Source organism: Fundidesulfovibrio sp. YSD1 (assembly GCF_055397115.1).
In genome coordinates, this window is record NZ_AP043666.1 from 1,082,518 (window position 1) to 1,096,107 (window position 13,590).

General features: G+C 71.0%; 12 protein-coding genes. 1 reads left to right on the top strand and 11 read right to left on the bottom strand.

Annotated features, from left to right (window positions below):
• Window positions 1-36: 36 nt before the first annotated feature.
• Window positions 37-708, bottom strand: a complete 672-nt coding sequence (gene phoU / locus ACZ5V4_RS05135; RefSeq protein ID WP_464317098.1) for a phosphate signaling complex protein PhoU — start codon at window positions 706-708, stop codon at window positions 37-39.
• A 126-nt stretch (window positions 709-834) separates the two neighbouring features.
• Here phoU and ACZ5V4_RS05140 point away from each other — a divergent pair, with 126 nt between their 5' ends.
• Window positions 835-1,497 (top strand): nucleotidyltransferase family protein, encoded by a 663-nt coding sequence (locus tag ACZ5V4_RS05140; protein WP_464317099.1) that lies wholly within the window; start codon window positions 835-837, stop codon window positions 1,495-1,497.
• On the opposite strand, the gene yqeC is transcribed toward ACZ5V4_RS05140, so the two are convergent.
• The 10 genes from yqeC to hydA all read right to left on the bottom strand — a co-directional run bounded on the left by yqeC (window position 1,470) and on the right by hydA (window position 13,509).
• Entirely contained in the window at window positions 1,470-2,138 is a 669-nt protein-coding gene (yqeC, locus tag ACZ5V4_RS05145; protein WP_464317100.1) for a selenium cofactor biosynthesis protein YqeC, read from the bottom strand. The two genes, ACZ5V4_RS05140 and yqeC, sit on opposite strands and share 28 nt — an antisense overlap.
• Entirely contained in the window at window positions 2,135-2,890 is a 756-nt protein-coding gene (locus ACZ5V4_RS05150) for an ABC transporter permease (RefSeq protein WP_464317101.1), read from the bottom strand. Before ACZ5V4_RS05150 ends, yqeC begins: the two co-directional genes overlap by 4 nt.
• Entirely contained in the window at window positions 2,887-3,705 is an 819-nt protein-coding gene (locus tag ACZ5V4_RS05155; RefSeq protein WP_464317102.1) for an ABC transporter ATP-binding protein, read from the bottom strand. Before ACZ5V4_RS05155 ends, ACZ5V4_RS05150 begins: the two co-directional genes overlap by 4 nt.
• Before the next feature lie 109 nt (window positions 3,706-3,814).
• Complete coding sequence (locus ACZ5V4_RS05160; protein ID WP_464317103.1) at window positions 3,815-4,831, bottom strand: ABC transporter substrate-binding protein; 1,017 nt, start codon at window positions 4,829-4,831, stop codon at window positions 3,815-3,817.
• Between the two features lie 97 nt (window positions 4,832-4,928).
• The gene (xdhC, locus tag ACZ5V4_RS05165) at window positions 4,929-5,396 is read right to left on the bottom strand and encodes a xanthine dehydrogenase iron sulfur-binding subunit XdhC (RefSeq protein WP_464317104.1); all 468 of its coding nucleotides are present in this window, start codon (window positions 5,394-5,396) and stop codon (window positions 4,929-4,931) included.
• Window positions 5,393-6,271, bottom strand: coding sequence for a xanthine dehydrogenase subunit XdhB (xdhB, locus tag ACZ5V4_RS05170; RefSeq protein ID WP_464317105.1), 879 nt, complete (start codon window positions 6,269-6,271; stop codon window positions 5,393-5,395). Before xdhB ends, xdhC begins: the two co-directional genes overlap by 4 nt.
• A 114-nt stretch (window positions 6,272-6,385) precedes the next feature.
• Window positions 6,386-8,659 (bottom strand): xanthine dehydrogenase subunit XdhA, encoded by a 2,274-nt coding sequence (gene xdhA, locus ACZ5V4_RS05175; protein ID WP_464317106.1) that lies wholly within the window; start codon window positions 8,657-8,659, stop codon window positions 6,386-6,388.
• A complete protein-coding gene (gene yqeB / locus ACZ5V4_RS05180) occupies window positions 8,650-9,495 on the bottom strand; it encodes a selenium-dependent molybdenum cofactor biosynthesis protein YqeB (protein WP_464317107.1) in 846 nt (281 codons plus the stop codon). Before yqeB ends, xdhA begins: the two co-directional genes overlap by 10 nt.
• Window positions 9,489-12,116 (bottom strand): putative selenate reductase subunit YgfK, encoded by a 2,628-nt coding sequence (locus ACZ5V4_RS05185; RefSeq protein ID WP_464317108.1) that lies wholly within the window; start codon window positions 12,114-12,116, stop codon window positions 9,489-9,491. Before ACZ5V4_RS05185 ends, yqeB begins: the two co-directional genes overlap by 7 nt.
• A 46-nt stretch (window positions 12,117-12,162) precedes the next feature.
• Window positions 12,163-13,509: a dihydropyrimidinase gene (gene hydA, locus ACZ5V4_RS05190; protein WP_464317109.1), complete on the bottom strand. Its 1,347-nt coding sequence runs from the start codon at window positions 13,507-13,509 to the stop codon at window positions 12,163-12,165.
• Between the last annotated feature and the right edge of the window lie 81 nt (window positions 13,510-13,590).

A 13,590-nucleotide genomic window follows, 5' to 3' on the forward strand; every position in this document is an offset into this window, starting at 1 on the left:
CGGGCACCCATTTCGCGGGCCGAGCAAGGGACGCGGCTACTGCCTGTGCGCCTCGCAGTAGGCGTGCTTCACGTCCAGGCCCTGGACGATGAAGATCACGCTCTCGCAGATGTTGGAGCAGCGGTCGCAGATGCGCTTCAGGCTGTAGGACACGAAGGCCATCTGCTCGGCGGTCTCGATGCATTTGGCGTCGCTGATCATCATCTCGGTCAGGTCGCGGAAGACCTTGTGGTGCAGGGTGCTCGACACCGGCAGGGAGGAGCGCACCTCGTGGCAGAGCTCCACCGAACCCTCGGAGAAGGCGCGCGTGGCCTTGTCGAAGATCTCGAGCGTGAGCGAGCCCATCTCCCACAGCCGCGCGGCCCCTTCCACGGGCGGGCGCTCCAGCAGGACCACGTTGCGGTCCACGATGTTCACGGCCTCGTCGCCGATGCGCTCCAGGTTGGAGGCGATGCGCATGGACCCGATGATTAGGCGCAGGTCCCTGGCCACGGGCTGCCTGAGCGCCAAGAGCCGCAAGGCCCTGGCCTCGTTGGCGCACTCCTGGAGGTCGATGGGCTCGTCGCCGTCCATCACGTCCTGCGAGAGCGCCCTGTCGCGCAGCTTGAGCGCGTTCAGGGCCTTTTCCACGGCCTCGCGCACGGCGTGGAACATGTTCATGGTGTCGTAGCGAAGAAGCGTCAGTTCGCGGTCGAAATCCTGGGCCATGGAGCCTCCCTGGGCTGCCCCGTGACGGGGCTCGGTGATACATAGTGAAATGCTCCACGGACCGTTGTCAATCACGAGCGGCCCTGAACGCGAAAACGTAACATTCGCCCGGAGGAAGAGACGCCCATGGAAAGCCTGACTCGCCCCGGAGGCGCGCCCCTGGCGGCCGTGGTCCTGGCCGCCGGGTCCTCCAGGCGCATGGGCCGCGACAAGCTCGCCCTGCCCTGGCGGGAGGCGACGGTGCTGGACGCCGTGGTCCTGGCCGCCGGGTCCTCCAGGCGCATGGGCCGCGACAAGCTCGCCCTGCCCTGGCGGGAGGCGACGGTGCTGGACGCCGTGGCCCGGGCCGCGCGGGCCCTGCCCGTGGCGGTGCTGGTGGGCGGCGGGAGGGATTTTCCCGGCATCGCGCGCGTGGAGAGCCCCCGGAGCTCCCTCGGCCAGGCGCATTCGCTGCGCGCGGGGCTCGCCGCCCTGCCGGGGGGCCTGGCCGGGGCCATGGTGCTCCTGGGGGACATGCCGCTGGTCACGCCGGAACTCGTGCTGGAGCTGGCCCGGGCCTTCAGGCCGGGGCGCTTCCTGGTGCCCGTGCACGCCGGGCGCAGGGGCAACCCCGTGGTCATCCCGGCGAACTGGTTCGGCAAGGTGATGGAACTTTCCGGCGACGTGGGGGCCAGGGCCTTGTTCACCGCGCCGGGCGCGCCCGTGGACTACCGTGAGGTGAGCGACCCGGCCGTCATCGCCGACCTGGACACCCCCGAGGACTACTCCAGGCTCACGAACCAGCCCTGACGCGCCGAGCCGAAGAGCCGCCCCGAGCGCGGCCAGGCCTCGGCCTTGTTGTGGAAGGCGAGCCTGCGCGCCCCTTCCGGGCAGCCCTTGAAGAGCCCCTCGGGGTGCGCGGCCAGGGCGTCCAGGGATTCGGGCGTGAGCCTGTCCCCGGGCGAAAGCCCGGTGACGCGGCAGAAGGCCTCCATGCGGAATACCGTCTCCGGGCTCACTGCCGCGCCCAGGCAATCGAGCCCCACCACCCCCACGACCACGTCCGTCCAGGCCGGGATCACCGGCTCGTGCGCCAGCGGGGCCTTCACTGGCCGCCCGGCCGCGCCGTCGGCCTCGATCAGCAGGTAGTCGGGCCGGAAGCGGTCCATGAGCGCGGGGATGTCGTCCGGGCCGACGCCGGACATCTTGCCCGTGGCCGGGTCGACCGCGCTTCCCACGGTGAGGTGCCGGTAGGGGGGCACGCGCGGGCTGTCCAGGAGCATGAAGTTCCGCGCGGGGGGGTGCATCTTGGTGGTGGTGGTCACCAGCACGCGCGCGCCCCAACCCGAGAGCTGGCGCGCGAGGGCCTCGATGAGGCTGGTCTTGCCGCCCGCGCCCACGAAGGCCCAGACGCGCTCCCCGGGCAGCACGAGCTCCCGAAGCGGCTTCATCCCCTGTGGGCCCAGGCCGTGAAGCGGCGCTCCAGCACCGCGAAGAACTCGTACATGCCCACGCCCATGGCCGCGATGACCATGAGCCCGGCGAACACCAGGGGCACGTTGAATTTCGAGCTGGCCGACATCATCAGGTAGCCGATGCCCGCGTTGGAGGCCACTGTCTCGGAGATGACCGAGCCCACGAACGCAAGCGTCACCGCGATCTTGAGCGAGGCGAAGAAGAACGGCAGCGAGCGCGGGATGCCCACCTTCAAGAGCACGTCGAGCTTGGTGGCCCCGAGCACGCGCAACACGTCCTCGAGCTCGGGCTCCAGCGTGGCCAGGCCCGTGGCCACGTTGACCACCACCGGGAAGAAAGAGATCAGAAACGCCGTGATGATGGCGGGCACCGTGCCGATGCCGAACCAGATCACCAGGATGGGCACCAGGGCAACCTTGGGCACGGAGTTGAACCCCACCAGCACCGGATACAGCGCGCGGTAGACCACCTTGGAGGCCCCCACGGCAACGCCCAGGACCATGCCGAAGGCCACGGCCAGGGCGAACCCGGCGGAGGTGGTGTAGAGGGTCTGGAGCGCGTGCTCCAGGATGGGGCCGCGGTACGTCCAGCCCTCGACGATGGACTCGCTCGGCGTGGGCAGGATGTAGGTGGGGATGGACGCGGCGCGGGCCACCAGCTCCCAGAGGAGGAAGAGCCCCAGGGTCACCAGCCACGGCGAAAGCGCCTCCATGGTCTTGCGGCTCACCGGCACTGTCCGTCCTCCCTGGCGTCCGGCGCGCAGCGCACGGCCTCGATCTTGTCGCGCAGCTCGTGGACTATGTCCACGAAGACCTTGTCGTAGCTGTTGTCCAGGCTCCTGGGCCTGGGGATGCCAATCTCTCGCGTGAGCACCACGCGCCCGGGCCTGCGGCTCATCACGTGCACGGTGTCGGCCAGGAAGACCGACTCGCGCAGGTCGTGCGTGACCAGCACCACGGTGAAGGGCTTGGCCTCCCAGAGGTCGCGCAGCACGCACCAGAGCTCCTCGCGGGTGAAGGCGTCCAGCGCCCCGAAGGGCTCGTCGAGCATGAGGAGCTTGGGCTCGTGGATGAGCGCCCGGCAGAGGCTGGCGCGCTGCTGCATGCCGCCCGAGAGCTGCCAGGGGTACTTGTCCTCGTGGTTTTTGAGCCCCACGGTGCGCAGAAGCTCGCGGGCGCGCTCCAGGTAGCGCTCCCGCTCGGCCTTGAGGCGCTTGCGGTGCGGCAGGACGATCTCCAGCGGCAGCATGATGTTGTCCAGAAGCCTGCGCCAGGGCAGAAGCGTGGGGTTCTGGAAGGCCATGCCCACGAAGGGCAAGGGCCCGGTGACCTCGCGCCCGGCCACCGCCACGGAGCCGCGCGTGGGCGGGCGCAGGCCCGTGACCAGCTTCAGCAGGGTGGACTTGCCGCACCCAGACGGCCCGACCACGGCGATGAACTCGCCCTCGCGTATGACGAGGTCGAGCCCGCTCACGGCCAGGACGTCGCTGCCGGCGTCGTAGGCCAGGTCGACGCCCGAGAGTTCCACGAACTTGTCGCTCACGCAGGATGCTCCGCATGTGCGCCGCGCGCCGCCCCGTGGCCCAGTGGCCCGGTGCGGCGCGCGGCCGTTTGAAGGCGAGCGAAAACGGGGGCCTCAGGCCCCCGTCACGCTAGAAGACCATCCGTTCTTCCTTGGCGGGCAGAAACGACGGGTCGAACACGTCGGCGGCCTTGGGCGCGGCCTTCAAGCCGAACGAGGACACGGCCTCGTCGATGGCCTTGGTCATGCGCTCGGGGTCCACGCCGCCCATGCCGTTCTGCTTCACCCAGGGGGTGGCGATGCACATCTCCACGCAGAGGTTCAGGCGCTTGAGCTCGATCTCAGCGTCGATGAGCCCGTCGCGCTTCTTCACCAGCTCCACGGCGGCCTTGGGGTCGGCGATGGCTTCCTTCCAGCCCTTGGCCACGGCCTTCAGGAACCCCTTCACCAGCTCGGGCTTCTTGGCCATCTCCGGGCTTATGATGATCGCGTTGCCATAGAGCTTCACGCCGAAGTCCGGGTACTTGAAGATGTTCAGGTCCTGGGCCTTGACCCCGGCCTTCTCGAGGTTCAGCAGGCTCGTGAAGTAGAAGCCGGAGATGGCGTTCACGTCGCCCCGGATGAGCATGGGCTCGCGCAGGGGCGGGTCCATGGTCTGCCAGGTGACCTTGGAGGGGTCGAGCTTCACGGCCTGGCAGAAGGCCGGGAAGGTCTTGCGCGGGGCGTCGAAGATGGGCGCGCCCAGGGTCTTGCCCGCCAGGTCCGCCGGGGTGGCGATGCCGGACTTCTTCATGGAGAATATGGCGAAGGGCGGGTTGTCGTAGATCATGAACACGGCCTTGAGGGCCTTGTCCGGGTTCTGGGCGTTGAACTCGATCAGGGAGTTGATGTCGGCGAAGCCGATGTCGTAGGCCCCGGTGGCCACGCGGTTCACCGCGCCCGAGGAGCCGTTGCCGGAGTCGATGGTCACGGAAAGCCCGGCGTCCTTGAAGTAGCCCTTGGACTCGGCGATGAGGTACGGCGCGGCCGGGCCCTCGAACTTCCAGTCCAGGGTGAATTTCACGGGGGTCTGCGCCAGGGCGGCGGCGGCCAGGGACAGCGTGGCGGCCAGGGACAGGGCCAGGGCCTTGATGGTCTTGGCGGTCATGCTCCAGTTGCTCCTTGGGTTGTTGATGACGAGGGGCCCAGGGTATTCGACGCGGCGCTCCCTGGCAAGTTTCACAAAATGGGCAACGCGCCCGGGCTCACTCTTCCTTCAGGCAGCTCTCCACCGCGTCCACGATAGCGGTGTAGCCCGTGCAGCGGCAGAGGTTGCCCGCGTGGGCGCGCCGGATGTCCTCCCGGCTGACCTTGCCGCCCTTGTTCTTCTCGATGAACGCCGTGCTGGCCATGACGAGCCCCGGGGTGCAGAAGCCGCACTGCACGGCCCCGGCCTCCAGGTAGGCCCGCTGCACGCGCGAGAGCTCGTGGCCCCGGGCCTCGCCCTCGATGGTGCGCACGGCCTTGCCGTCGGCCCACACGGCCAGGAACAGGCAGGAATCAACGGCAACCGAGTCCACCAGCACGGTGCAGGCCCCGCACTCGCCCACGCCGCAGCCCTGCTTCACGCCGGTGAGCCCCTCGGCGCGCAGGAAATCCAGGAGCGACGCGCCGGGGTTCACGCTGGCGGCCAGGGTCTTGCCGTTGACGGTCACGGTGATGTCCACGTTCATGCGATGCTCCCTCCCGCGCGCTCAACGGCCTTTGTCACCGCGCGCCCGGCCAGTTCCCGGCAGATGTGCAGCCGGAGGTTCGCAGGCGCGCGCCAGGAGTCGCGGGGCCTCACGTCCTGGCCCACGGCCTCCTGCACGGCGCACACGGTCTCGCCCGAGACCGCCCGCCCCGCCCCGGCGGCCTCTGCCTGGGGGCAGCGCACGGGGGTCGGCGCGGCCACCGAGAAGGCCAGCCGCAGCCACTCGAAGCGCCCGTCACGCACGAGCACGGCGGCCGAGCAGCCGATGGTGGTGATGTCCATGGCCTGGCGCATGGCGTACTTGATGCTTGCCGCGCCGAACCCGGCCTCCGGGGCCTTGGGCACGAGCACGGCGGTCATGATCTCGGCGTGGCCCCGGGCCACCTTGCCCGGCCCTGTGTGGAAGCCGCGCAGAGGGATGCGCCGGGTCCCCTGGGGGCCTTGCAGCTCGATCTCGGCGTCCAGGACCAGAAGCGGCGGCACGGAGTCGGCGCAGACCGAGCCGTTGCAGATGTTGCCCCCGAGCGTGCCCACGTTTCGTATCTGCGGCCCGGCCACCCAGGAGGCCCCCTCGGCCAGCACCGGGGCGGCCTCGCGCACGAGCTCCGACTCGATCACGTTCGTGAAGGTCGCGCCCGCGCCCACGCGCAGGGTCCCGTCCGGGTCCAGGCTTATGGCCTTGAGTTCCTCCAGCGAGTGGATGTCCACGAGGTGCGCGTATGCGCGGTGGCCTTCGCGCAGCTTGACCAGGATGTCCGTGCCGCCCGCGATGGGGACGGCGAACGGGTCGGCGGCCAGCAGGCCGACGGCGTCGGCCACGCTCGCGGCCTTTTGGTATTTCTCAACCGCGAACATGGGGTTCGCTCCTTTTGCTGATTGCCTCCAGGATATCTTCTCCGGTTGGCGCGAAGCTAAAAGCCGGGTCCAGGGGGAGAAGCCTCCCCCTGGCCGCAGGAGGCATCTTCGTATTCATATGAGCCCCGCCGCCTTGAAATGCCTGAACAGCACTTTCGGGCTCATGGGTATCTCGTCCACGCGCACGCCCGTGGCGTCCCACACCGCGTTGCGAATGGCCGGGGCGGGCGAGAGGAGCGGCGGCTCCCCCAGGGACTTGCTGCCGTAGGCGGCGCTCGGCTCCTCGGTCTCCACGAATTCGGCCGCGAGGTCGGGAAGGTCCACGCAGGTGGGCAGCTTGTAATCCAGCAGATTGTTGTTCAGCACGCGCCCGGTGCGCTCGTCCACGAGGATCTCCTCGGAGAGCGCCCAGCCCACGCCCATGGCCATGCCGCCCTGCACCTGGCCCTCGGCCATGCGCCGGTTCATGACGATCCCGGCGTCGTGCACGTTGAGCATGCGCGTGACGCGCGCCCGGCACAAGGGCACGTCCACCTCCACCTCGGCGAAGGTGCAGCCGAAGGACGGGGGGTTGGCGCGCGTCTTGTGCGAGCACTCGCCCGAGAGCTGGCCGCCCCGGTCCTTGTGGTAGAAGGCGTCCATGGCCACTTCTTCAAGGGAGGCCACCGCTTCCTCGCCCTCGAGGACCACGGCGTCCCGCATGTCGAGCCTGGCGGCGTCGCGCCCGGTCATGAGCGCGGCGTGCTCCAGGATGCGCGCGCGCAGCGCCTCGGCCGCGCCCTTGACCGCCGGGGAGGCGGTGAAGGTCTGGCGGGAGGCGTAGGCCCCGGGGTCGTAGGGGGTCAGGTCGGTGTCCTGGGTGGAGACCACGTTCACGTGGGAGAAGGGGACGCCCAGCGTCTGGGCGGCCATCTGGGCGAAGACCGTGTCCGCGCCCTGGCCGATCTCCGTGGCCCCGGCCTGAAGCTGCACGGTGCCGTCCTGGTTGAGCAGGAGCCTGGCCCCGGAGAGTTCCGGCGACACGGGGTAGACGCCGGTGTTGAAGCTGAAGCAGGCCACGCCCAGGCCCCGGCGCACCGGGCCGGTCTGGCCCTGGTGGCGCTTTTTCGCCTCGTCCCAGCCGAAGAGCTCGCGCCCGCGCGCGAGGCACTGGGCAATTCCGTGGGTGGTGATCACGCGTTTGTTCAGCGGGTTCACCTCCCCGGGCAGGCCCACGTTTTTGAGCCTGAACTCGATGGGGTCCATGCCGATGGCGCGCGCGGCCTGCTCGGCCAGGCAGTCCAGGGCGAAGTGCACCTGGGGGGAGCCGTAGCCGCGCATGGCCCCGGCCACGGGCAGGTTGGTGTACACCGTGGAGGCCTTGTACCCGAAGGCGGCGCGCGGGTAGAGCGAGGGGCACTTGGCCCCGCCGGCGGCCGCGATGGAGTGGCCGTGGGAGGCGTAGGCCCCGGTGTTGGAGAAGGCCTCCAGGCTGACCGCCGTGATGCGTCCGTCCCGGGTGACGCCCATGCGCCCCGTCATCTCGAAGGCGTGGCGGGTGCGCGTGCCCAGCATGCACTCCTCGCGCGGCAGGGACATCTTCACGGGCCGCCCGCCCAATTTGAGCGTCAGAAAGGCCACGATGGGCTCGATGACCACGTCCTGCTTGGCCCCGAACCCGCCGCCCACGCAGGGCTTGACCACGCGCACGCGGCTCCAGGGGATTTCCAGGGCCTGGGCCACCACGCGGCGGCAGATGTGCGGGATCTGCGTGGAGGAGACCACGGTGACGCGCTTGTCGTCCTCCATCCAGGCGTAGGCGGTGTGGTTCTCCAGGTGGCAGTGCTGCACGATGGGCGTGCGGTAGCTGCCCTCGGCCACCACGTCGGCCTGGCTGATGAGCGCCTCGGGGTCTCCGCCGCAGGCGAAGGAATGGCTTTTGAGCAGGTTGCCGCCCGGATGCAGGGGCGCGGCGCCCGGGTCCAGGGCGTCCTTCGGGGTCAGCGCCATGGGCAGCTCGTCGTATTCCACCGCAACGAGCTGCGCCGCCGTGTCCGCCGTCAACTCGTCGCGGGCCACCACCACGGCCAGTTCGTCGCCGTAAAAGCGCACGTGGCGCGTGAGAAGCAGCTTGTCGGCCACGTCGCGGTGTCCCGGGTCCAGATGCCAGGGGTGGCCTGCGGTGGGAAAGAGCGCCTGGGGCACGTCCTCGAAGGTGAAGACCGCCTCCACCCCGGGCAGGGCCAGGGCCTTGGAGGCGTCCACGCGCCTGACCACGCCGTGGGCCACGGTCGCGCGCACGAAGCGGGCGTGACGCATGCCGGGCATGGTGGTGTCGTCGGTGTAGCGCGCCCTGCCCGTCACCTTGGACGGGCCGTCCACGCGCTTCACGCTGTCGCCTATGGCCACGGGGGACCCTCCTCGGGCCGGAAAGCGTCCGGCCCGGCGTTGAATCGTTCGAGTATGGCCTCCAGCACGCCGCCGCCCACGGCCAGGGCCTTGTCCGAGGCGAAGGGGCAGGCCGAGGCGTCGTTTCTCGGGTCCACGTCGCCGAGCTTCAGCCCGGCGGCCACCGGGCTCAGGCTCGGCAAAAGCCCGCGCAGCACGCCCGCGAACGGGGCCACCACGGGTTTTCCCGCCACCGCGCCCACGGCCTGGCCTTCGCGGACCGCGCAGCCGACCTCGAGGGAGGTCTCGAAAATCCCGTCCGCCGGGGCCCGCAGCACGCGCTCCACGGTGTAGCCCATGACCGCGTCGGGCACGCCCGTGTCCGGCAGGGCCGCTCCCTCGCGTATCACGCGGCCCAGGCCGTGGCCACGGTGGGTCTCGACCACGCGGTGACAGTCCAGCCCGGCCGTGAAGCCCGGGCCGAGGGCCACCACCAGCGGGGCGTGGGTGATGCGCGTGCCGCCCACGTTGCGCTTGGCCATGACGGCGTCCACCAGCACGTCGGGCCTGAGCGCCGAAAGGGATTCGCCCGTGGGGTCAACCAGCACGGGCACGGCCCCGGAGGCCAGGATGTCCAGGGCCTGGGCGGGCGAGTCCGCCCGGCGGGCCTCGACGCCCTCCACCACGTGGCTGCCCAGGCGCACGGCCTCGCTCAGGCTGACCATGCGCCGCACGGCCAGGGGGGCGCCGCGCTCAAGGAGCACCATGCGGCGAAATCCCGAGCGCCACAGGCGCAGGGCGACGCCCGTGGCCAGGTCCCCTGCCCCGCGTATGACGATTCGCAAACGGTTCAGCATTCGTTGTTCCGGAAGAAAGCGGCCGCTTTCGAGGCCAGAGCATACAACAAGGCGGCCCGGCCCGCCAGCGCGAGAACGGCCCCGTCCGCGCCCGGGGCGAGTTCCGCGCTGCGCGCCTCGCCGGTCCGGGCGTCCAGGACCGCAACGAATCCGGGCGCTTCCACCAGGATCGAGCCGGGAACGGACTCGCACGGCGAGACCCTGAAACGCTCCCCCCAGGCCGCCGCCTCCATGACCCCGGGCGAAGAAAACCACGCGCCGCGCCCCGAGGCCTCGAAGCTCGCGCGGCTCAGATGCAGGCGGTGCTTGTCGCGCCAGGGAGCCCCGGCCGACGGGCAGAAGGGTTCGCAGTTGCCGCACTCGTTGCAGAAATCGCCGATGTTGACCACCTGGTACGCCTGCCGGGCGACGACGCCCCCGACCGTTTCCACGCGCACGCCGCCGGCCTCGGCCACGGCCCGCTGCACGGGCCAGGACGTGGGCATGTTCTCCAGACCCCAGGGCACGGCCAGGTTGGCCCGGTTGGGACAGACCGTGACGCAGACGTTGCAGACCTCGCCGCAGCGCAGGCAGCGCGCGGCCTCCTGGACGGCCTGATCCGGGGTGTCCACGGTTTCGGGGCCGAAATCGCGTCGGGCCTTAGCAGCCGCCAGGGCCTGCATGTCCGGCAGGGGGGCGCGCCTGGGCGTCGCGGCCGATGCGCTCAAGCCCAGGGAATCGAGGTGCGCCATCGCAGCCGCCCTGCCCCGGGCCACGGCCGCGGGCAGCCCGACCCGGCCCCTGGCCAGGGAATCCGCGGCGACTACGTCCGCCGGGGCGGGTTCGGACGACAGGCCCACGCCCAGGGCCAGGATCGCGGCCACGTCCGCTCGCCCGGCCTCCCCGGCGAGCAGGCGGTCGTCGGGCGGGGGGCACGGCCCGTGCACGCTGACCTCAAGCCCGGCCAGGGCCAGGTAATGCGCGCAGGACAGCCCTTCCAGCCCGCAGCCCAGGACGCTCACGCGCGCCCGCCGGGTTTGCGGGGAGGTAGCGGCCGCCGCCGGCCGGGCCTCGACCGTCCCGGCTATCCCGCCTTCGCGCGCGGCCACGCGCTTAATTTCGCGGATGCGCAAGGGGCGGTCGTAGTCCGTGCGCGTGCAGCGGGTGCGGCAGAGCCTGTCGCAGGCTACGCCCAGCAGGTTCGGGAAGGGGTTGGTCTCAAGAATCACCCCGAGCGCCCCGGCGAAATCCCCTCGGGCGACCAGGCCCAGGTAGCCGGGCACGTCCTGGCCTGCGGCGCAGCCCTGCGCGCAGGGAGCGGCCGCGCAGTCCAAAGCCGGAAGCGGCCGGTCCGTCTTGACCGTGGGCCAGGGGTCGGCGTCCTTGCGGTAGCGCTGGTCTTCGAGCACCTCGGCCGCGTAGGCCTTAAGCTCCGCCGGCCAGGCCCCGCGCAGCGACTCCACGCACTGGCGCAGCCTGCCGTAGCCGCCGGGCTTCAGAAGCTCCGTGCAGAGCGTCACCGGGGCGAGCCCCGCGGCCACCGTCCGGGCCGCGTTCAGGGCGTCCACGCCCGCGCAGAAGGAAATGGCCAGTCCGTCGCCAAAGACCTCGCGCAGCTTGGCGGCCAGGTTCACGCTGACCGGGTGCAGCGCCCGGCCCGAGAGGTAGAGCATTCGCTCGCTTTCGGGCAGGTTCCCGGGGTTTCGCACCTCCAGGGTGTTGGTCAGCTTCACGCCGAAGCGCCGCCCCGCCCTGGCCGCGCGCTCGCCAAGCGAGCGGATGAGCTCCACTGCCCGGGAAAAGCCCAGGTCGTGCGCGAAGGCCTCGTCCGGCACCTCCACGGCGTAGCCGAGCCTTTGGTTGACGATCGCCCGCACCGCTTCGGCCCCGAGCAGCGTGGGGTTCAGCTTCACGCTCACGTCGAGCCCCCGGTCCTCAAGGAAATGCAGCGCGATGCGCTCGATCTCGCCGGGCGGACAGCCGTGCATGGTGGAAAGCGTCAGCTCGCGCGAGACGAAGTCCGGCAGGCGAAGCCGCGCGGCCGCCGGGTGCAGCGGGGCCAGACGCCCGGCGATCTCCCGGGTCTCCTCGGGGCAGTGGGCCATGCGGTCCAGGAAGCGGGCCATTTTCGGACTTTTCACGCCCGTGAGGTCGTAGCCCGCGCTCATGTTGAAGACGAACCCCGGCCCCTGCCCGGGGTCGTCCCCGGGGTGGCCCAGAAGTTCGCGCAGCACGTGGATGAGCGCCATGGCCGAGAGATACTGGCCGAAGGATTCGTCCAGGCTCAGTTCCTGGGACCACTCGCAGTTGTAGCCCTCGTCGGATGCGTCGATGCAGGGCCGGGTCAGGGTGAGGGAATCCTTGACCTGCACGGTTTTGAGCTCGATGAAGCGCGCCCCGCACAGCCAGGCGCTGACGATGTTCTGGGCGAGCTGCGTGTGCGGCCCGGCCGCCGCGCCGAGCGGCGTCTCCAGGAGCCTGCCGTGGCTGAGCGTGCGGAAGGGGTCGTCCGGCTTGGGGGTGAAGAAGAGGCTTTGCGCCACGCCGAAGACCTCGCCTAGCTCCAGGTCGTGGAGAATCCAGGCCAGAAGCGTCTCGGGGCTTGCGGGGAAGAAACGATCAGATGCGCCTGCGCTGTTCATTGCGCCCCTCCGGGGCCGTGATTGCCGGGCGCGGGGGCGCGCCCCTTCAGGTGAGCTTCCTGTGCGCGAAGCGGCCCCAGCCTTCCCGGCCGGTGAACACGCCGTCCTCGACCACGGCCAGGCCCCGGCTGAGCACGTGGCGCGGCCAGCCCTTGGCGTTCAGGCCCTCGAAGGCCTGGGCGTCCGAGCCGATGGCCCTTTCCAGCGCCGGGTCCAGCACGCACACGTCCGCGTCGAAGCCGGGCTCCAGCCGCCCCTTGGAAGTGAGCCCGAAGATGCGCGCCGGGGCCTCGCAGCAGGCTTCCACCAGACGCGCGAGGCTCAGCCGCCCGGCCTCCACGCCGTAGGTGTAGAGGAGCGGCAGGCGCGTCCCCGCACCGGCCACCCCGCCCGGGCAGGCGAACACGTCCGTAGCGCCCAGGCGGCGCTTATCTTGGAGCGAGAAGGCGCAGTGGTCCGTGGCCGCCACGTCGATCGACCCGCTGGCCAGTCCGCGCCACAGGGCCTCGCGGTCCGCCCGGCCGCGCAGCGGCGGGGCCATGACGTACGTGAGCCCGTCCGGTTCCCGGTAGAGCGACTCGTCCAGCAGCAGGTACTGCGGGCAGGTCTCGGCCAGCACGTTCACCCCTGTTTCCCGCGCCTCCCTGACCGCGCGCAAGCCCTCGGCGGTGGAGAGGTGCACCACGTAGAGCGTGGCCCCGGTTGCCCGGGCAAGCTCCACGGCCTGGCGCACGGCCAGGGCCTCGGCCTGGGCCGGGCGCGAGAGCGGATGCGCGGCCGGGTCCGTGCGGCCCGAGGCGCGCAGCTTCGCCGTGTGGTAGGCGATCAGGGCGTGGTCCTCGCAGTGCACGGCCACCACCATGCCGCCGGGGCAGGCGGCGGAGGCGTGCATCAGGGCCAGGAGCCCGGCCTCGTCCACTCGCCCGGCGTAGGTGGTGTAGGCCTTGACCGAGGGGCATCCCGAGCGGGCGAGTTCCGGCAGGCCCGCGAGGATGGACGCCTCGGCGGACTGGGCCACGCCGTGCACGGCGTAGTCCACGAAGCATCGGCCCTCGGCCAGCTTACGGCAGGCTTCCACCTGATGCGTGAGCGAACACCCCGCGGGCCCGAAGCCCGGGTGCTCCACCACGCAGGTCACCCCGCCCATGGCCGCAGACCGCGTGCCCTGGGCGAAGCCGTCCGAGACGCGCGCGAAGCCAAGGTCCAGCGAGAAGTGCGTGTGTACGTCCACCGCGCCCGGCAGCACCAGGCAGCCCGAGGCGTCGAGGACGCGCGCGCCCTCGCGGGGCAGGCCCTGGCCGACCTCCACGATCGCGCCGTCCTCGGCCAGCACGTCGGCCGCGCGCGCGCCGGTTGGCGAAATCACCGTTCCCCCTGCAACGAGCACGCGCATCAGCGTTCCTCCCGCTGGACGGCCGATCGCCCGGGAAACGCCGCTCCGCTCGTGCCCGGACCCGGCCGGGCCGCCCCGGCG

Excerpts from the sequence above, each read along its gene's own strand:
- phoU (WP_464317098.1), bottom strand. The coding sequence starts at position 708 with ATGGCCCAGGATTTCGACCGCGAACTGACGCTTCTTCGCTACGACACC.
- ACZ5V4_RS05140 (WP_464317099.1), top strand. The coding sequence starts at position 835 with ATGGAAAGCCTGACTCGCCCCGGAGGCGCGCCCCTGGCGGCCGTGGTC.
- yqeC (WP_464317100.1), bottom strand. The coding sequence starts at position 2,138 with ATGAAGCCGCTTCGGGAGCTCGTGCTGCCCGGGGAGCGCGTCTGGGCC.
- ACZ5V4_RS05160 (WP_464317103.1), bottom strand. The coding sequence starts at position 4,831 with ATGACCGCCAAGACCATCAAGGCCCTGGCCCTGTCCCTGGCCGCCACG.
- xdhC (WP_464317104.1), bottom strand. The coding sequence starts at position 5,396 with ATGAACGTGGACATCACCGTGACCGTCAACGGCAAGACCCTGGCCGCC.
- xdhB (WP_464317105.1), bottom strand. The coding sequence starts at position 6,271 with ATGTTCGCGGTTGAGAAATACCAAAAGGCCGCGAGCGTGGCCGACGCC.
- yqeB (WP_464317107.1), bottom strand. The coding sequence starts at position 9,495 with ATGCTGAACCGTTTGCGAATCGTCATACGCGGGGCAGGGGACCTGGCC.
- ACZ5V4_RS05185 (WP_464317108.1), bottom strand. The coding sequence starts at position 12,116 with ATGAACAGCGCAGGCGCATCTGATCGTTTCTTCCCCGCAAGCCCCGAG.
- hydA (WP_464317109.1), bottom strand. The coding sequence starts at position 13,509 with ATGCGCGTGCTCGTTGCAGGGGGAACGGTGATTTCGCCAACCGGCGCG.